Source organism: Mycolicibacter sinensis, from assembly GCF_001667945.1.
Taxonomy (GTDB): domain Bacteria; phylum Actinomycetota; class Actinomycetes; order Mycobacteriales; family Mycobacteriaceae; genus Mycobacterium; species Mycobacterium sinense_B.
The window spans coordinates 49924-67300 of record NZ_LZJK01000111.1 but is presented as its reverse complement, the minus strand read 5'-3'; the positions used below and the strand labels follow the sequence as shown (position 1 = coordinate 67300).

The 17377-nt window shown below is 68.1% G+C and carries 17 protein-coding genes; 8 read left to right on the top strand and 9 right to left on the bottom strand.

Annotated features, from left to right (window positions below; genetic code table 11):
- The first annotated feature begins 15 nt into the window (after positions 1-15).
- The 6 genes from A5694_RS14895 to A5694_RS14870 all read left to right on the top strand — a co-directional run bounded on the left by A5694_RS14895 (position 16) and on the right by A5694_RS14870 (position 7615).
- Positions 16-822 carry an enoyl-CoA hydratase/isomerase family protein gene (locus A5694_RS14895; RefSeq protein ID WP_064922587.1) on the top strand — a complete coding sequence of 269 codons (807 nt, stop codon included), beginning with the start codon at positions 16-18 and terminating at the stop codon, positions 820-822.
- Complete coding sequence (locus A5694_RS14890) at positions 819-1610, top strand: enoyl-CoA hydratase/isomerase family protein (protein WP_064922586.1); 792 nt, start codon at positions 819-821, stop codon at positions 1608-1610. The genes A5694_RS14895 and A5694_RS14890 overlap by 4 nt, the downstream gene beginning before the upstream one ends.
- Positions 1610-3070, top strand: a complete 1461-nt coding sequence (locus A5694_RS14885) for a class I adenylate-forming enzyme family protein (protein ID WP_064922585.1) — start codon at positions 1610-1612, stop codon at positions 3068-3070. Before A5694_RS14890 ends, A5694_RS14885 begins: the two co-directional genes overlap by 1 nt.
- Positions 3060-4592 (top strand): class I adenylate-forming enzyme family protein, encoded by a 1533-nt coding sequence (locus A5694_RS14880; protein ID WP_064922584.1) that lies wholly within the window; start codon positions 3060-3062, stop codon positions 4590-4592. The genes A5694_RS14885 and A5694_RS14880 overlap by 11 nt, the downstream gene beginning before the upstream one ends.
- Complete coding sequence (locus A5694_RS14875) at positions 4585-6111, top strand: class I adenylate-forming enzyme family protein (RefSeq protein ID WP_064922583.1); 1527 nt, start codon at positions 4585-4587, stop codon at positions 6109-6111. The genes A5694_RS14880 and A5694_RS14875 overlap by 8 nt, the downstream gene beginning before the upstream one ends.
- A gap of 115 nt (positions 6112-6226) precedes the next feature.
- A complete protein-coding gene (locus A5694_RS14870) occupies positions 6227-7615 on the top strand; it encodes an HNH endonuclease signature motif containing protein (RefSeq protein WP_064922582.1) in 1389 nt (462 codons plus the stop codon).
- Between the two features lie 167 nt (positions 7616-7782).
- Here the strand turns inward: A5694_RS14870 and A5694_RS14865 are convergent, their stop codons facing one another.
- The 4 genes from A5694_RS14865 to fabG are packed head-to-tail and all read right to left on the bottom strand — an operon-like array spanning position 7783 to position 11620.
- Positions 7783-8469, bottom strand: coding sequence for a GntR family transcriptional regulator (locus A5694_RS14865; RefSeq protein WP_064922581.1), 687 nt, complete (start codon positions 8467-8469; stop codon positions 7783-7785).
- 3 nt (positions 8470-8472) lie between these two features.
- Positions 8473-9666: an acyl-CoA dehydrogenase family protein gene (locus A5694_RS14860; protein ID WP_064922580.1), complete on the bottom strand. Its 1194-nt coding sequence runs from the start codon at positions 9664-9666 to the stop codon at positions 8473-8475.
- The gene (locus A5694_RS14855; RefSeq protein WP_064922579.1) at positions 9663-10883 is read right to left on the bottom strand and encodes an acetyl-CoA C-acetyltransferase; all 1221 of its coding nucleotides are present in this window, start codon (positions 10881-10883) and stop codon (positions 9663-9665) included. The genes A5694_RS14860 and A5694_RS14855 overlap by 4 nt, the downstream gene beginning before the upstream one ends.
- On the bottom strand, positions 10880-11620 hold the full coding sequence (gene fabG, locus A5694_RS14850) for a 3-oxoacyl-ACP reductase FabG (RefSeq protein WP_064922622.1): 741 nt from the start codon (positions 11618-11620) through the stop codon (positions 10880-10882). Before fabG ends, A5694_RS14855 begins: the two co-directional genes overlap by 4 nt.
- A gap of 105 nt (positions 11621-11725) precedes the next feature.
- On the opposite strand from fabG, the gene A5694_RS14845 reads away from it, so the two are divergent.
- Both A5694_RS14845 and A5694_RS14840 read left to right on the top strand, forming a co-directional pair.
- Positions 11726-12889: an acyl-CoA dehydrogenase family protein gene (locus A5694_RS14845; RefSeq protein ID WP_064922578.1), complete on the top strand. Its 1164-nt coding sequence runs from the start codon at positions 11726-11728 to the stop codon at positions 12887-12889.
- A gap of 22 nt (positions 12890-12911) precedes the next feature.
- The gene (locus tag A5694_RS14840) at positions 12912-13733 is read left to right on the top strand and encodes a mycofactocin-coupled SDR family oxidoreductase (protein WP_064922577.1); all 822 of its coding nucleotides are present in this window, start codon (positions 12912-12914) and stop codon (positions 13731-13733) included.
- Between the two features lie 3 nt (positions 13734-13736).
- Here the strand turns inward: A5694_RS14840 and A5694_RS14835 are convergent, their stop codons facing one another.
- The 5 genes from A5694_RS14835 to A5694_RS14820 form a co-directional block, all read right to left on the bottom strand.
- Positions 13737-14123, bottom strand: a complete 387-nt coding sequence (locus A5694_RS14835) for a hypothetical protein (RefSeq protein WP_064922576.1) — start codon at positions 14121-14123, stop codon at positions 13737-13739.
- A 15-nt stretch (positions 14124-14138) separates the two neighbouring features.
- Positions 14139-14744, bottom strand: coding sequence for a hypothetical protein (locus A5694_RS14830; RefSeq protein ID WP_234786543.1), 606 nt, complete (start codon positions 14742-14744; stop codon positions 14139-14141).
- A gap of 86 nt (positions 14745-14830) precedes the next feature.
- Positions 14831-14959, bottom strand: coding sequence for a hypothetical protein (locus tag A5694_RS24960; RefSeq protein ID WP_267887754.1), 129 nt, complete (start codon positions 14957-14959; stop codon positions 14831-14833).
- Positions 14960-14974: 15 nt separating this feature from the next.
- Entirely contained in the window at positions 14975-15769 is a 795-nt protein-coding gene (locus A5694_RS14825; protein WP_064922574.1) for a CbbQ/NirQ/NorQ/GpvN family protein, read from the bottom strand.
- A 16-nt stretch (positions 15770-15785) separates the two neighbouring features.
- A complete protein-coding gene (locus tag A5694_RS14820; RefSeq protein WP_064922573.1) occupies positions 15786-17294 on the bottom strand; it encodes a nitric oxide reductase activation protein NorD in 1509 nt (502 codons plus the stop codon).
- Positions 17295-17377: the final 83 nt, after the last annotated feature.

Sequence of the window (17377 nt, the reverse complement as noted above, 5' to 3'; positions counted from 1 at the left end):
AGAAGGGAATCGGCTATGCCGACGTTCGACACCATCACCTATGAGCTCGACGGGCACACCGCGACGATCACGCTGAACCGCCCCGAGGCGCTCAACGCGCTGAGCCCGCACATGGTCACCGAGCTGCGGGCCGCCTACGCCGAGGCCGAGAACGACGACCGGGTGTGGCTGCTGATCGTGACCGGGACCGGGCGGGCGTTCTGCACCGGCGCCGACGTCAAGGCGATCCCCGGTGACGGCAAGGTGGTCAACGAGCGGCCGTACCTGTCCACCTACGAGCAGTGGGAGGCCCCGCAGGAGGGCACGCCGCCATTTCGGACGATGGCCAAGCCGGTCTTGGCCGCGATCAACGGAATATGTTGCGGCGCAGGCCTGGACTGGGTGACCACCGGTGACATCGTCATCGCCTCCGAGCATGCCACCTTCTTCGACCCGCACGTCTCGATCGGGCTGGTCGCCGGCCGTGAGGTAGTGCGGTTAGCCCGAGTGCTGCCCCGGTCGGTCGCGCTGCGCATGGCGATGATGGGCAAACACGAGCGGATGGACGCCCAGCGTGCCTACCAGCTCGGGATGATCAGCGAGGTGGTCGAGCACGACCGCCTGCTGGAGCGCGCGCACGAGATCGCCGGCGTCCTCAACTCCAATGCGCCGCTGGCGGTGCGCGGCACCCGGCTGGCGATCCTCAAGGGCCTCGACCTGCCGCTGCACGAGGCCGAGATGCTCGCCGAATCGTTTCGGGAACGCAACCTGCACACCGAGGACTCGCTGGAGGGCCCCAAAGCGTTCGTCGAGAAGCGCGCACCGGAGTGGCAGTGCCGATGAAACCGCTGAATTTCGAGACCATCCTGCTCGACGTCGATCGCACCGATCGCGTCGCCACGATCACGCTGAACCGGCCGGATCGGCTCAACGCCTTCAACCGCACCATGTGCGAGGAGATGGTCGCCGCGTGGCGCATCGTCAAACTCGACACCGACGTCAACGCCGTCGTGCTGCGTTCCGCCGGTGACCGGGCCTTCAGCGCCGGACTGGACATCAAGGCCTCCTACGGGCAGCCCGACAACGTCTGGAATCACGAGGATCCCGGTGAGGCGCTCAGTCCCAAGTGGCAGAAGATGTTCAAGCCGGTGGTCTGCGCGGTGCAGGGCATGTGCACCGCGGGCGCGTTCTACTTCGTCAACGAATCCGACGTGGTGATCTGCTCGCAGAGCGCAACGTTCTTCGACTCCCACGTCTCGGCCGGGCTGGTCTGCGCGCTGGAGCCGATCGGGTTGATGCGCCGCATCGGGTTGGGCGAGACCCTGCGGATTGCGCTGATGGGCAACGACGAGCGAGTCAGCGCCGACACCGCGCTGCGCATCGGACTGGTCTCGGAAGTGACAGCTCCCGAACACCTTTGGGCGCGCGCACATGAGATCGCGGCCACCATTGCGGCAAAGCCGCCGTCGGCGACCCAGGGCACGGTCAAGGCCGTCTGGGAGTCATTGGACAAGCCCTACCGCGCCGCCTTGGACCAGGGCCTGATCTACACTCGGCTGGGCAATCCCCTCGGCAAGGCCGAGCTCGACGCGCGCTCACCCCGCCCGGTGACCGAACCGCGGATCCGCTGATGGCGCACCCGCTCAGCGCACGGATCGCCGCGGTGCTCGCCCTGCAGCCCGACGCGCCGGCGGTCGAGTACGCCGGCCAGTGGTTTTCCTGGGCGCAGGTCGGCGTCATGGCCCGGCGCATCGCGGAATTGACCTGCGGCGGCAAGGTCGGGATCCTGCTGCGCAACCGTCCCCCGCACCTGGGCGCGCTGCTCGGGGTGCTGCTGGGCGGGGGGTGCGTGGTGGTCATCAATCCCGCGCGCGGGGATGACCGCACCCGTGCGGACATCGCCGCACTGAAACTGCCGCTGATTATCGGCGAGCCCGACGATCTGGCCGCGCTGGTCACGGCCGCACCGCACACCACGACGGTGGCCATCTCCGACCTCGATGCCGAACCCCAGGTGGCCCCGGCCGCAATCCCCGGCCTGCAAGCCGGCTCGGAACCCAGCCGTCCCGGCGTGGCGGTGTGGATGCTCACCAGCGGCACCACCGGACCGCCCAAGCGCGTCGACCTGAGCTACGACATGCTGGCGCACAGCGTGCTCGGCCCGGCACCGGCCGAGCTGCGGCGCGGTATCGCGATCGTGAACGCACCGCTGGTGCACATCGGCGGGGTGTTCCGGGTGCTGCAGAGTGTCGCCGAGGCGAGATCCTTCGTGCTGCTGGACCGCTTCGAGCTGGACCGCTGGGCCGATGCGGTGCGCAAGTATCGGCCGCGTGCGGTGTCCCTGGTGCCCGCGGCGCTGCGGATGGTGCTGCACTCGACGCTGGGCCGCGAGGACCTGTCCAGCATCCGTGCGGTCACCTCGGGTACCGCACCGCTGTCGGCCGACGACGCCGATGCGTTCACCGAGAAGTTCGGCATCCCGGTACTCACCTCGTACGCGGCAACCGAATTCGGGGGCGGAGTGGCCGGGTGGACGCTCGTGGACTACCGGCGGTTCTGGCGGGACAAGCGCGGCAGCGTCGGCCGGGCCAGCCTGGGGGCGCAACTGCGGGTGGTCGGCGACGACGGTGTTCCGCTGAGACCCGATGAGCCTGGCCTGCTCGAGGTCAAGCCGGGTCAGCTCGGTCCCGACACGGCCTGGATGCGCACCACTGACCTGGCGCGCATCGACGCCGACGGCTTCCTGTGGATCCTGGGCCGGGCGGATCAGGCCATCATCCGCGGCGGGTTCAAAGTGATGCCCGACGACGTCCGGGCCGCACTCGAGGCCCATCCGGCGGTCAGAGGTGCTGCCGTGGTGGGGCGTGCGGATGACCGCCTGGGCCAGACCCCCGTCGCCGCAGTCGAGCTGCGGGCCGGTGCTGCCACCGACGCCGAGACACTGGTCGATTTCCTGAGCACCCGCCTGGCGCGCTACGAGATTCCCACCGACATCGCCATCGTCGACGACCTCCCACGAACGCCCTCGGGCAAGGCCGACCTGGGCGCGGTGCGGGCCCTGATCGGAGCGCCAGGACAGCATGGCCGCTGACGCGCTCGACACTCTGCCGGAAGTCCTGGCCGCCCAGGCCCGTTCGCGCGGCCCTCACCCCCTGCTGATCTGCGACACCGAGCGGATCAGCTACGCCGACGCCGAGCAGCGCTCCGCGGTCTTGGCCGGACACCTCATTGCGCTCGGGGCCGGCAGGGGCACCCATGTCGGGCTGTTGTATCCCAACGGTGCGGCCTTCGTGGTAGGCATGTTTGCGGCAGCCCGCATCGGCGCGGTGGTGGTGCCGTTCCCCACCTTCGCCACCGCGCCGGAGCTGCGCCGCCAACTGGCCCACAGCGATGTGCAGATCCTGCTGGCCGCCGAAACGTACCGGTCCCACGACTATCGCCGGCGCCTCAGCGAAGCGCTCTCCGACGCCGACATCGCCGGCGCGGCACCGTTGTTCAGCGCCCATACCCCGCAGCTGCGCCACGTGGCGTTCGACGCCGATGCGGTCGGCATTGACGTTCCGGCCACGCTGAAAGCCCTCGAAACCGATGTCGACGGCAGCGATCCGCTGGCCATCGTCTACACCTCCGGGTCGTCCGGCGCGCCCAAGGGGGTGATACATACCCATGCCGGTCTGCTCGGCCACCAACGCAACCTCAACGAGCTCCGCCGGCTCACCGCATCCGACATCTTGTTCTGCAATTCACCGTTCTTCTGGATCGGGGGCTTCGCCTTCGCACTGCTGGCCACCATGCTGGCCGGATCGACGCTGCTGTGCTCCAACGCCACCGACCCCGGCGCCACGCTGGATCTGCTGGAGGTTGAAAAGCCCACCGTGACCAATGGTTTCGTCAGCGGGATTTCTGCGTTGGCGCAGCATCCCAGTATGGCCCGTCGGGACCTGTCGTCACTGCGCCGCGGCAACCTGTACCCGCTCATGGCACCCGAGACCCGTCCCACCGACCCGGAGCTGCGGCACAACATGCTGGGGTCGACCGAGACCGGCGGCCCGGTGCTGCTCAGCGAGGACGACACCGACCAGCCCGAGCACCGGCGCGGCAGCTACGGCCGACCGGCGCCCGGGTTCGAGTGCCGCGTCGAGGCCGGTGAGTTGTTGGTGCGCGGGCGCTACCTGATGCAGCGCTACCACAAGCGCAGCCAGGAGGAGTCCTTCGACGCCGACGGCTGGTTACACACCGGGGACCTGGTCCGCGTGGACGCAGACGGCTTCTACTACTACCTGGGCCGGCGGGACGCGCTGATCAAGACCGCCGGTGCCACTGTGTCACCGGCCGAGGTGGAACGCGCCATCGCGAAGGTGACCGGCGGCACCGTCGCCCACGTGGTCGCTATCCCCGACGCCGACCGCGGACAGCTGGTGGCCGCCGTCCTCGAGTGCGACACCGAGATCGACGAACAATCGCTGCGCGAACGGCTGAAAGCGCAGCTGTCGGTGTACAAGATCCCCCGCCTGTTCGCCACGATGCCGGCCGCCGAGGTCCCGCTGTTGTCCAGCGGCAAGGTTGACCGGCACCGGCTGGCGCAGCTGTTTTCGCGGAGCTCCGATGTCTGACACCGTCGACGCCCTGGTCCGCGCCCGCGCGGCCGCCTTCCGGGACAAGCCTGCGGTGATCGATCCCGTCGACCGGATCGGCTACGCCGACCTCGACGCGTCCTCACGCGACCTGGCGGCGGTCTTGGTGGCGGCCGGCGTCGGCAAGGGCACCCGGGTCGGGCTGATCATGCCCAACGGCGTCGACTGGGTGCGGACCGCCATCGCGCTGACCCGCATCGGAGCGGTGCTGGTTCCGCTGAGCACGCTGTTGACCGCACCCGAGCTGACCGCGCAGCTTCGCGTCGCCGCGGTGCAATTCCTGGTCAGTGTGGAGGAATTCCGCCGGCGCCGTTACCTCGACGGCCTCGAGGCAGCGCAAGCCGAACTGCCTGCGCTGCAACGCCTCTGGACCGCTGACCGGTTGGCGTCGACCACGCCCGAGGCCGATCCGGCACGGATCGTCGACGCACTGGCCGCAGCCGTCACGCCCAGCGACCCGCTGGTGATCATGTTCACCTCCGGCAGCAGCGGCCCGCCGAAGGGCGTACTGCATTCGCACGGCAGCGCCTTGGGCGCCGTCCGCGCCGGGCTGGCGGCCCGTTGCATCAACGCCGACACCCGGCTGTATCTGCCGATGCCGTTCTTCTGGGTCGGCGGTTTCGGCGGCGGTGTGCTGTCGGCGCTGCTGGCCGGGGCGACGCTGGTCACCGAACCGATCCCAAAACCGGACACCACGTTGCGGCTGCTGGAAACCGAACGGGTGACGCTGTTTCGGGGCTGGCCCGATCAGGCTGAGGCACTGGCCCGCCACCGCGGCGGCGCCGATCTGTCGGCGCTGCGGCCCGGAAGCCTGGAGGCACTGCTTGCTCCGGAGTTGCGCTCCGCACCCGGGGCGCGGGCCAACCTGTTCGGGATGACCGAGTCGTTCGGCCCGTACTGCGGCTACCCGGCCGACACCGACATGCCACCATCGGCCTGGGGTAGCTGCGGAAAGCCGTTCGCCGGCATGGAGGTTCGGATTGTCGACCCCGAGACCGGTGTGCCGGTGCCGCCCGGGGCGATCGGGACGATCCAACTGCGCGGACCGCACATCCTGCGCGGCATCTGCCGCCGCAGCCGCGAAGACACCTTCACCGTCGACGGCTTCTACCCCACCGGCGATCTGGGCCGCCTCGACGACGACGGATTCCTGTTCTACCACGGCCGATCCGACGACATGTTCAAGGTCAGCGGCGCCACCGTGTACCCGAGTGAGGTGGAGAAGGCACTACGGGCCATCGACGGTGTCGAGGCCGCCTTCGTGACCAACGTGTCCGACGGCGACCGGGACCGGGTGGGGGCGGCCGTGGCCTGCGATGCGCTGACCGTCGAGCAGTTGCGCGCGAAGGCCAGTGAACTCCTGAGCCCGTTCAAGGTGCCATCGGTGTGGCTGTTGGTCTCGGGTCCCGAGGACGTTCCGCGCGGGCCGACCGGCAAGATCGACAAGGCCCGCCTGCGGGAGATGCTGACCGAATCAACTGCCGAAACGCCCAGGTGAGCGCGAGCCCCCATCGGGCACCGGCCCGGTTCGCGGTTATCCCCAATTGCCGGTCTATCCACAATTGACCCGCGGATGGAGGTCCTATCGCTCATCTGTTCGATAGCGTGACGTCATGTCGATCAGCGATGAGGTCTTGCTCCCGCAGGAGGCCGCGCGTGCCGCTGTCCGCGCTGATCTGGACCTCGTCGATGCCGCTTACGCGCGGATGCGGGCCGCCGACACCGACATGGTGGGCAATGCGTTTCGTATCGAGGTCGCCGAACGGCTGGAAACCCAGCACCGGGTCAACCGCGGCTTGTCCTACCGCATGTTCGGAGAGATCGAGCAACCTATCGACAGCTTGGGCGAAGCCGAACTGCCACCGCACACCAGCGCCCGTGATGCCCTTCGGCAGCGGTTACGGATCACGCGCGGCGAAGTCCGGCGCCGCTTCGCCCTCGCCGCGCGCATTCGGCGCCGCCGCAGCCTCACCGGCCCCACTCTGCCACCCGCCCTACCCGAACTGGCCGCCGCCATCGAGAACGGTGAGCTCGGTGAAGACCACATCACCACCATCACCAAAGCCCTCGACCACCTACCTGCCAAGGCCACCAGCGCGGACCACGAACAGGCCGAACACCTCTTGGTCGCCAACGCCCGCCGCCAGGACTCCCCGTTCGTGGCCGCCGTCGGGCGCAGCATCGCCGACACCATCGCCGAACGCCTCGGCCACTACAGCGACGTCGACCGCGCACGGCGGCGCACCCTGAGTCTGGGTCCCCAACAGCACGATGGCATGAGTCGCGTTTCGGGCTGCATCGACCCCGAAACCCGGGCCTACCTCGAAGCCGTCATTGCCGCTGTGCGGCCGGGGCACCACCTACCCGACGCCGACACACCGGACCTGCGCAACGAAGGCCAGCGCGCTCACGACGCCCTCAAGATCGCACTGCGCCACGCCATCGAATCCGAAAAGCTGGGCACCCACCGCGGTACCCCCGTCACCGTCATCGTCTCCACCACCCTGACCGAACTCGACCAAGCGGTCCACGCCACCAAGGACCTCTCCGTCGCCATGCCGGCGGCGGCACGTACCGGCGGCGGCTCTCGGCTGCCCATGCGTGACCTCATCCGTATGGCCGCCAACTCGATTCACTACCTTGCGGTGTTCGATGACCACTCCAACCGCCCGCTGTACCTGGGACGCAGCAAACGTATCGCCACCGCCGACCACCGCATCATCTGCCACGCACGAGATCGGGGCTGCACGAGACCGAACTGCACCCAACCGGGGTACCGCTGCGAGGTACACCATTGTCCCGGCTGGGCCGGTGGTGGACGCACCGATGCCGACGCCCTCTGGTTCGCGTGCCCTCACGATCACGCCGGCGAAACCAACGGCCGCTATACCACCACGCCCCATAACGGACGCCTCGCATGGAGCGACGGTAGTGGCCCACCTGAGATCAACCACGCCCACCACCCCGAGGAACTCCTCAACGACCCCGACGGAGTTCCCTAGCGGCGCCGAGATGGTCAGCCGTTCCGCGGATCTCGCGTACGGACTGTCACTGCGAGGCTACGGTGCGGTGCATTGTGCGTCGGCCGCCCGACTGGCCGATGACACCGTCGTCGCCGCATCCGGTCACCAATACCTACTGTCGGCATGACCGAGCTGGGCATAGCAACTTACGACACCGGGCGGTCTTGATCCACCACACCGCGTTCGACGAGGTGATCGATCATCGGCGCCGCCCCGGCGGCCAGGTGGTCAGCCATCGCGGCGCGCGCCAGCTGCTCATCCCGCTTGGCCAGTGCCGCCAACACCGCGCGGTGGTGCCGGATCGACTTCGCCGGCCACCCCGCGACCGTGGGAAACACCGATTCTGGTGCGTAGCGGGTGATCTGGTACATCAGCTGAGCGAGTTTGGGTGAGTCGGCCGCGACGTTGATGGCGCGATGGAACTCGTGGTTGAGCCGGACCGCGGCCGCTTCGTCATCACCGGCGTAGGCGGACTCGAGTTGGTCCTGGATCTCTTCGAGCTCGCGCAACTGGTCATCGGTGATATTGGCCGCCGCCCGCGCCGCGAGCTCACCGCCGATGTGCGCCTGGACATCGGAGACATCGGTGATATCGCGCCGGGTCACCGGAAGCACCACGAAGCCGCGGTGCGGCTGCTGGTCGAGCAACCCTTCGGCGCGCAGCCCGAACAGCGCCTCACGCACCGGCGTCACGCTGACACCCAGCTCGGCCGCCAGTTGGTCCAGCCGCACGTACTCCCCGGCGGCATAGTCCCCGTTGAAGATCCGCTTGCGGACGAAACGGGCCACCTCCTCGGAGAGCTGTGACCGCGCCGGGAAGTCGGGGGCACTCACTTGTCAGACCCGGTAGTCGGCAAGCAGCCGCTTGCTGATGATCTGCTTCTGGATCTCACTGGTGCCCTCACCGATGAGCAGGAACGGGGCGTCGCGCATCAGCCGTTCGATCTCGTACTCCTTGGAGTAGCCGTAGCCGCCGTGAATCCGGAAACTCTGCTGGGTGACCTCCGCGCAGAATTCGCTGGCGAGGTACTTGGCCATCCCGGCGGCGACGTCGTTGCGCTCCCCGGAATCCTTGAGCCGGGCCGCATTGACCATCATCAGGTGTGCCGCTTCGACTTTGGTGGCCATCTCGGCGAGCTCGAAGGCGATCGCCTGGTGCTCGGCGATCGGCTTACCGAAGGTCTCGCGCTGCTGGGCGTAGCGCACCGCAAGCTCGAACGCCCGGATGCCCACCCCGCACGCCCGCGCCGACACATTGACCCGGCCGACTTCGATGCCATCCATCATCTGGAAAAAACCCTGCCCCGGCACCCCACCCAGGACGTCGTCGGCGGCGGCAGCGTACCCGTCGAAGATCAGCTCGGTGGTGTCGATGCCCTTGTAGCCGAGTTTGTCGATCTTTCCCGGGATCACTAGTCCCGGCAGGACTTCGCCGAAGCCGACTGGCTTTTCGACCAGGAAGGCGGTCAGGTTCCGATGTGCTCGCTCGGCTCCCTCTTCGGTGCGCACCAGCACCGCGATCAGGGTGGAGCTACCGCCGTTAGTCAGCCACATCTTCTGGCCGTTGATGGTGTATCCGCCGTCGGCCTCCCGGGTGGCACGGGTGCGGATCGCCGCGACATCCGAACCCAATTCGGGCTCGGACATGGAGAACGCGCCCCGGGTCTCGCCGGTGGCCATCCGCGGCAGGAAGCGCTGTTTCTGCTCGACGGTGCCGTGCTGGCGCAGCATGTAGGCGACGATGAAATGGGTGTTCAGCACGCCGGAGACACTCATCCAGCCGCGAGCCAGCTCCTCGACGCAGAGCGCGTAGGTGAGCAGTGATTCGCCGAGTCCGCCGTATTCCTCGGGGATCATCAGCCCGAACAGGCCCATCTCGCGCATCGCGTCGACGATGGCCTGCGGATAGGTGTCGGTGCGCTCCAACTCGGCCGCCGCCGGAATGACTTCCTTGTCGACGAATCGGCGGACAGTGGCCAGGATTTCGGTCTGGAACTCGGTGAGACCGAGGGTTTGGGCGAGTCGTGTCATGGGCCGACCCTTTCGAAGATTGCGGCCAGCCCCTGACCGCCGCCGATGCACATCGTTTCCAGCCCGTAGCGGGCACCGCGCCGGTTGAGCTCGCGGGCCAGCGTGGCCAGCATCCGCCCGCCGGTGGCGCCGACCGGATGCCCCAGCGAGATTCCGGAACCATGCACGTTGGTCCGGTCCCGGTCGGCGTCGCCGAATCTCCACTCGGCCATCACGGCCAGCGCCTGGGCGGCGAACGCCTCGTTGAGTTCGATGAGGTCGATGTCGGCCAGACGAAGCCCGGCCTTCTGTAGAGCGACGTCGGTGGCCGGCACCGGACCGATACCCATGATGTTCGGCGGGACTCCGGCAACGCCCCACGACACCAGCCGCACCAACGGTGTCAGGCCCAGCTGCTCGGCCTTCTCCCGCGTGGTCACCACGCACATCGACGCGGCGTCGTTCTGGCCGCTGGAGTTGCCGGCCGTGACAGTGGCCTCTGGATCCTCCTTGCCGAGAACGGGTTTGAGCTTGCTCAGCGACTCCACCGAGGTGTCGGCCCGCGGGTGCTCATCGGTGTCGATGCGTTCCTCGCCGGCGCGGGTGCGCACGGTGACAGCGATGATCTCCTCGGCGAGCACGCCGGCCCGCTGAGCGGCCACGGCGCGCCGGTGCGAGGTCACCGCCAACTCGTCTTGGTCCTCGCGAGAGATGCCGTACTCCCGGCGCAGGTTCTCGGCGGTCTCAAGCATGCCGCCCGGCACCGGGTGGTGCCGGCCGCCCGCGGTCGTGCGGCCGCGAGCAAGCCCGTCGTGCACCCGGATACCGCCGCGGGCCCCGCCCCAGCGCATGTCGGTGGAGTAGAACGGCACGTTGCTCATGCTCTCGGCGCCGCCGGCAATCACCACCTCGCAGTCGCCGCTGCGGACCTGGAGGCAAGCCTGCAGCATCGCTTGCAATCCCGAACCGCAGCGGCGGTCGACCTGCATACCCGGAACCGTTACCGGCAGACCGGAATCCAACGCGACGACCCGTCCGATGGCCGGCGCCTCACTGCTGGGATAGCAGTGCCCCAGCACTACGTCGTCGATGTCGTCGGCGGGCAGCCCGGTACGGTCCAGGAGACCCTTCAGCGCGGCGACCCCGAGCTCGACGGCGGTCAGCGAGGCGAACATCCCGCCGTAGCGACCGATCGGAGTACGGACCGGTTCGCAGATCACCGCTTCCCGGGCACTCACAGGTGCCTGCCGCCGGTCACTTCCAGCACCGTTCCGGTCATATACGACGACAGGTCCGAGGCCAAAAACAGCGCGACGCTGGCGACCTCCTCGGGCTCACCGGCCCGGCCCAAGGGCACCTCGGCCACCTTGGAATCCCAGATGCGTTGCGGCATCGCCTCGGTCATCGCCGAGCGGATCAGGCCGGGCTGGATCGCGTTCACCCGCACGCCCAGGTACGCCAGCTCCTTGCTGGCGGCCTTGGTCATGCCGACGATGCCGGCTTTGGCCGCCGAGTAATTCGTCTGGCCCACCATGCCGACCTTGCCGGAGATCGAGGACATGTTGACGATCGCGCCGCGCTTCTGCTCGCGCATGATCGCCGCCGCCGCACGCAGCCCGTTCCAGGTGCCCTTGAGGTGTACGGAGATGACCTGATCGAACTGCTCTTCGGTCATTTTGCGCATGGTGGCGTCGCGGGTGATGCCCGCGTTGTTCACCATGATGTCCAACCCGCCGAACGTCTCCACCGCGGCGGCCACCAACGCGTCGACCTCGGCGGAGCTGGTGACATCGCAGCGCACCGCCCGGGCCACATCGGATCCACCCAACTGGGCGACGGCCTCCTCGGTGGCCGCCAGGTTCACGTCACCGAGCACCACCCGGGCGCCTTCGGCGATGAATCGCTGCGCGATGGCGAAACCCAGCCCCTGGGCGCCGCCGGTGACGACCGCCGTTTGACCGGTCAGCAAGGACACTGACATCACCCGCCTTCTCTGAGATGTTTCGAGCATCATATTTCATATATGATCGTCGGCGGCAACCGGTCGTTCCGTGTCGGAGGTAGAGGAGAAGCGGCGTCGATGAGTGAAGTCAGCGACGAGGATTTCGCCGAAATCCTGGCCCAGACCCGCCATTTCGTCCGCACGTCCGTGGTACCGCGCGAGGCCGAGATCCTCGCCGACGACCGGGTCCCCGACGACCTGCGCGAGCGGGCCAAGACCATGGGCCTGTTCGGCTACGCCATCCCGCAGCAGTGGGGCGGGCTGGGGCTGGATCTGCGTCAGGACGTCGAGCTGGCCATGGAGTTGGGCTACACCTCGCTGGCGGTGCGCTCGATGTTCGGCACCAATAACGGCATCGCCGGTCAGGTCTTGGTCGGGTTCGGCACCGAGGAACAGAAATCGCGGTGGCTGGCACCGATCGCCACCGGTGACGTCGTCGCCTCCTTCGCGCTCACCGAGCCCGGTGCCGGCTCCAACCCGGCCGGGCTGCTCACCAAGGCGGTCCGCGACGGTTCGCACTGGGTGATCACCGGCCAGAAGCGGTTCATCACCAACGCGCCGACAGCCAATCTGTTCATCGTCTTCGCGCGCACCCGGCCGGCCGACGACCAGGGCGCCGGTATCGCGGTCTTCCTGGTTCCCGCCGACGCCGCCGGCGTCGAAGTCGGGGCCAAGGACGCCAAGATGGGTCAAGAGGGCGCCTGGACTGCCGATGTCGGTTTCACCGGGGTGCGCGTTTCCGACGCGGCGCTGGTCGGGGGCAGTGAAGACCTCGGCTACCGGGCGGCACTGACCTCGCTGGCGCGTGGCCGGGTACATATCGCCGCCCTGGCGGTGGGCGCCGCGCAGCGTGCCCTCGACGAGTCGGTGGCCTACGCCGCCGCGGCCACCCAGGGCGGTACCCCGATCGGGAATTTTCAACTGGTGCAAGCAATGCTTGCCGATCAGCAGACCGGGGTGCTGGCCGGCCGGGCCATGGTGCGCGACGCGGCGCGCATGTGGGTCACCGAAGAGGATCGGCGGATCGCCCCGTCGGCGGCCAAACTGTTCTGCACCGAGATGGCCGGCAAGGTCGCCGATCTGGCGGTGCAGATCCACGGCGGCACCGGCTATATGCGCGGGGTGCCGGTCGAGCGCATCTACCGCGATGTCCGGCTGCTGCGCCTGTATGAGGGCACCAGCGAGATCCAGCGGCTGATCATCGGCTCGGGGCTGGTCAAAGCGGCGCAACGCCAAGCGTGAAACATCTACGGAGGGAACAGGAATGACGGGACGACTGACCGGCAAGGTCGCGTTCATCACCGGCGCGGCGCGTGGCCAGGGTCGCGCGCACGCGGTGCGGATGGCTGCCGAGGGCGCCGACATCATCGCGATCGACGTCGCCGGCAAACTCCCGGGCTGCGTGCCGTACAACCCGGCGACGCCTGAGGACCTGGCCGAAACGGTGCGGCTGGTCCAGGGCAGCGGCCGGCGCATCGTGTCCGCCGTCGTCGACACCCGCGACTATGACGGCTTGCGGGAGGCCGTCGCCGACGCGGTGAACACGCTGGGGCGGCTGGACATCATCGTCGCCAACGCCGGGGTCGCTGCCCCGCAGGCCTGGGATGCGATCACCCCGGCGGACTTTCGCGATGTCCTGGACATCAATGTGACGGGCACCTGGAACACCGTGATGGCCGGCGCGCAGCAGATCATCGACGGGGGCCGCGGCGGCTCGATCATCTTGATCAGCTCCGCGGCCGGCATCAAGATGCAGCCGTTCATGGTGCACTACACGGCCAGCAAGCATGCCGTCACCGGGATGGCCCGCGCGTTCGCCGCCGAACTGGGCAAGCACGGGATCCGGGTCAACAGCGTGCATCCCGGCCCGGTCAACACCGACATGGGCACCGGCGACATGGTCAGCGCGCTGGGTCAGGCCATGGAGACCAATCCGCAGTTGTCAAACATGCTCACGCCGTTCCTGCCCATCTGGGTGGCCGAACCCGAGGACATCGCCGGGACGGTGTGCTGGCTGGCCAGCGATGACTCGCGCAATGTCACCGCCGCCGCGGTTCCGGTCGATCAGGGCTGCACCCAGTACTGAGGCCTATTTCGCGTCGCGGGCAAGCCGCTCGTCGTGAATGCGCACCAGTTCACGGAAACCCAGCCGGTGGTACTTGGGCACCGGCTGAATCCCCCACTCGTCCTGCGCGGTGTCCTTGCCCTCGGCGCCTTCGGGCGGACCCAACGGCGGGTAGGGGAACTTGCACTCCAGGGTGTCATCGGAGAAGCGGGTCTTGAGCAGTTCACTGCAGATCTGGGTGAGGCTCAACGTCGGGTAGCCGTAGTAGACCGCCATGAACGGCAGGGTGAAGGCCCCCTCGATGACCAATGCCACCAGGCACACCAGCGTGGCGCGCTTGATCCACTTGTGCATCCGCGCGTAGTACGGCGTGGTGCCCGGGGGCAGCTGATCGGTGACGGCACTGTCCATCGTTGTGCTCCTTAGTCAGTCGGAGAAGATTTCGCGGTTGACGGTGTGCAGATACGGGATGGCCAAAAACGGTGTGATGTAGAAGATGTCGTAGATCCACCAGCCGATCACCGGGAACACCACGCCGGCATAGCGCACATCGGCGTACATCGTCATGTTGAACACGTAGCCGATCCAGATCACCACGCCCATCCAGCAGGTCACCACCATCCACTGATGACCCCACCGCTTCATCTGCAAAAAGCCGATCGCCGCGGCGCAGCGCATCGCGAACACGGTCAGGATCAGGCCGGCCACCCAGGCCTTCTCGCCGGGGCCCGCGGAGCCGCCGATCCACAGTTCGTTGTAGTGCCAGAAGTATCCGGCGTCGAACATCGCGCCCCAGCCGACCATCAACACCCGGTTGATCAGGGTGTGGTTGGCAACCAGATCCAGTGCCCAGCCGAGGCTGTTGAGCGCACCGTCGATGAGCACCAGGTAGCCGATCAAGGTGACGATCATCGGCCGGACGGCCAAGCCGGCGTGCAGTGCGTGCCGCTGTAGCCAGACGCCACGCAGGAAGATCGGCAGCCCGATGATGCCGGGCACCCACATGCCCATCAGCGCGGCACCGGCGATCATCCAGCGGTCGGCGCGCCACTGGGCGGCCCGGGATTGCTCCTGATGCTCCTCGAGGCCGAGGAACTCCGCGGTGGAACCGCTCGCAGTCACAACAGCCACCAACCGCGAGCGAAGGACATGTACAGCTGAATGCCGAACATGATGAGCAGATAGCCGTAGATGAAGACCTGGAAGGCGATCAGCGCTCTCTTGCGTTTCTGCTCTTGTGAGTCCATGGACGACTTCCCTTCCTAGAGCGGATTTTTCGGCGGAGCGAACAGGCTGGCCGCGACCTCACGCAGCCCGTCGTGGATCCCGCCGTCGGTGCTCAGCGGCGCCAGGATGCACGCTTCGGCGGCCTCCATCTCGCCGGCTCCGTCGGCGACCAGCTGCGCCGCAGTGACCAGCGCGCGGGTGGACGGCGGCTCGAAGTGGAAAGCGTGGTCGGCGGTGCGCAGTGATGTGGCGCAAGCGACGAGCCGGTCGGCGACCGCTGCGTCGACGCCGGTCTCGGCGACGATCACCTGAGCTTCGCGCTGAGCCGGCAAGTAGTCCATCGCGAGCGTGACGAAGCGCTGCCGAAAGGACGGCTTGAGGTCCTTGAGCGAACTCCGGTAGGCCGGGTTGTAGGAACAGACCAGCATGAAGCTGTCGGGGGCGGTGACCACTTCGCCCGCGCGGTCCAGGTACAGACAGCGCCGGTGATCGGTCAGCGAATGCAGGATGGCCAACGAGTCGTGCCGCGCCTCGACGACTTCGTCGAGGTAGCAGATCGCGCCCGTCTTGACCGCTTTGGTCAGCGGTCCATCGGTCCACACCACGTCACCGCCGGCGACCATGAAACGGCCGACCAGGTCCGAGCTGGTCAGGTCGTCGTGGCAGCTGATGGTGACCACCGGACGCCCCAACAACACACCCATGTGCTCGACCAGCCGGGTCTTGCCGCACCCCGTCGGCCCGGTGAGCATCACCGGCATGCGCCTGCGGTAGGCCCGCTCGAACAGCTGCACTTCGTTGCCGTTGGCCAGATAGATATCGCTTGTCATCGGTGCCTCCGTCCGGTCATGCGGCGACCAGCTCGCGGTGTACGTGGGCCAGCACTCGGGGAAGGTCCTCGATGCGCCGGATGCGCTGGGAGCAGCGCGCTCCGAACACCTCCGGCAGGGGATCGACGCGGACCGGCCCGACGCCGACGTAGTAGACGTGGACGCCGGCCTCGTTGGCCTCTTCGACCGCGTGCGCCACATCCGCCCAGGCGTAGCGGCCTTCGTAGCCTTCGTCGGACATCAGTCCGTCGCCGATCACGATCAGCAGCCGCCGCCCGGACGGTTGCGCGACCAGCCGGCTGGTCAGGTGACGCAGCGGCGCGCCCAGGCGGGTGTAGCCGCCGGTCGGCAGACCGAGGTCGCTGGGGGCCACGAACCGTCGGTCGGGGAAGTCCTTGAGGCAGTGCACGGCCACGTGGTGGCGGGTGTTGCCGGTGAACGCGAAGACCCCGTGCCGCTGACGTGCGCGCGTCATCGCCGCCGACAAAGCGTCCGCGCAGGCCAGTTCCAGGCGGAAGAGCCGACCACCGTGCACGCCCAGCGATGAGCTCGCGTCGAGCAGCAGCGCGGTCGTGACGTCGCGGCCCGCGGGAAGCAATTCGCGGAAGATCCGCGGTTCGTCGGCTTCGCCGGTCAGCGCGTCGAGGTGATAGCTGACGTAGGCGTCGACGTCGAGGGCGGATCCGTCCGGCAGGCCGTTGGTCATCGCCCGAAGGGTGTGCTGTTCGAACCACTTCCGCAGATCCGGCCGGGCGGCGGCGGGTTCGCGGCGGCGCGCGACCCAGGCGTGCTCGACGACGGCGACGTGCCCGGGCAGGAAGCTGCCGCTGTGCATATTCCATTCCGGGTACGGGATGCCCGGCCGCCGCTCGGCGCTGGTGTGGCGATCGTCGTCGTCCGGTCGGCTCGGCGGCGGCAGATTGGGGTTGCGCACCCCGCCGTCACCGCCGACCGGAACGGAATAGGCTCGCGGCCGGCGCTTCTGGGTGCTCGACCACGGCATCCGCCCCAGTCGGCGCACCGAGTCGGCGAGAGTTTCCGGCGCCGTCCAACCCCGCGGCAACGTTCCCACCAAGGGGTGCCAGTCCAGCTTCCGCCGGGACCGCGCCAATTCGATAGCGCGATCGAACATCTCGGACGCCGCCAGGTCGGGGTCCGCCGGATCAAGATCCCCCAGCACCCGCTGCATCTCGGTCATCAGACCGGGCCACCGGTCGGCCACCCACCCCAGTGCCACCTGGGCCTCTACGTAGGTCAGGGCCCGCAGTTCGCGGGCCGACAGGTCGGCCAGCCGGTAGCCGGCGAGGCGCTCCTTGGAGGGTGAGCATTGCAGTGCCACACCGCAAGTCAGCGTCCGGCGGGTCCAGCCCGCTTCTCCCGGGTGCGGCACCTCGACGGTGGACAACGTCGCGCTCACGCCGAATCCGCGTTCGGCCCCGGTGATCAGCCGTGCGCCCTCGCGGCGCCGATCGCTCAATGCGATCGCCGTCAGTGCGCAGCTGCTCTCCAGCTCCAACGGGTGCATGGCGCCTTGAGCCCGCTCAGAACGTTCCGATGCTGGAGAACATCCAGTACCAGAACGCGATGATCAAACAGGTGCCGCCCCAC

Excerpts from the sequence above, each read along its gene's own strand:
- A5694_RS14895 (WP_064922587.1), top strand. The coding sequence starts at position 16 with ATGCCGACGTTCGACACCATCACCTATGAGCTCGACGGGCACACCGCG.
- A5694_RS14890 (WP_064922586.1), top strand. The coding sequence starts at position 819 with ATGAAACCGCTGAATTTCGAGACCATCCTGCTCGACGTCGATCGCACC.
- A5694_RS14885 (WP_064922585.1), top strand. The coding sequence starts at position 1,610 with ATGGCGCACCCGCTCAGCGCACGGATCGCCGCGGTGCTCGCCCTGCAG.
- A5694_RS14880 (WP_064922584.1), top strand. The coding sequence starts at position 3,060 with ATGGCCGCTGACGCGCTCGACACTCTGCCGGAAGTCCTGGCCGCCCAG.
- A5694_RS14875 (WP_064922583.1), top strand. The coding sequence starts at position 4,585 with ATGTCTGACACCGTCGACGCCCTGGTCCGCGCCCGCGCGGCCGCCTTC.
- A5694_RS14870 (WP_064922582.1), top strand. The coding sequence starts at position 6,227 with ATGTCGATCAGCGATGAGGTCTTGCTCCCGCAGGAGGCCGCGCGTGCC.
- A5694_RS14860 (WP_064922580.1), bottom strand. The coding sequence starts at position 9,666 with ATGACACGACTCGCCCAAACCCTCGGTCTCACCGAGTTCCAGACCGAA.
- A5694_RS14845 (WP_064922578.1), top strand. The coding sequence starts at position 11,726 with ATGAGTGAAGTCAGCGACGAGGATTTCGCCGAAATCCTGGCCCAGACC.
- A5694_RS14840 (WP_064922577.1), top strand. The coding sequence starts at position 12,912 with ATGACGGGACGACTGACCGGCAAGGTCGCGTTCATCACCGGCGCGGCG.
- A5694_RS14835 (WP_064922576.1), bottom strand. The coding sequence starts at position 14,123 with ATGGACAGTGCCGTCACCGATCAGCTGCCCCCGGGCACCACGCCGTAC.
- A5694_RS14830 (WP_234786543.1), bottom strand. The coding sequence starts at position 14,744 with ATGATCGCCGGTGCCGCGCTGATGGGCATGTGGGTGCCCGGCATCATC.
- A5694_RS24960 (WP_267887754.1), bottom strand. The coding sequence starts at position 14,959 with ATGGACTCACAAGAGCAGAAACGCAAGAGAGCGCTGATCGCCTTCCAG.
- A5694_RS14825 (WP_064922574.1), bottom strand. The coding sequence starts at position 15,769 with ATGACAAGCGATATCTATCTGGCCAACGGCAACGAAGTGCAGCTGTTC.
- A5694_RS14820 (WP_064922573.1), bottom strand. The coding sequence starts at position 17,294 with ATGCACCCGTTGGAGCTGGAGAGCAGCTGCGCACTGACGGCGATCGCA.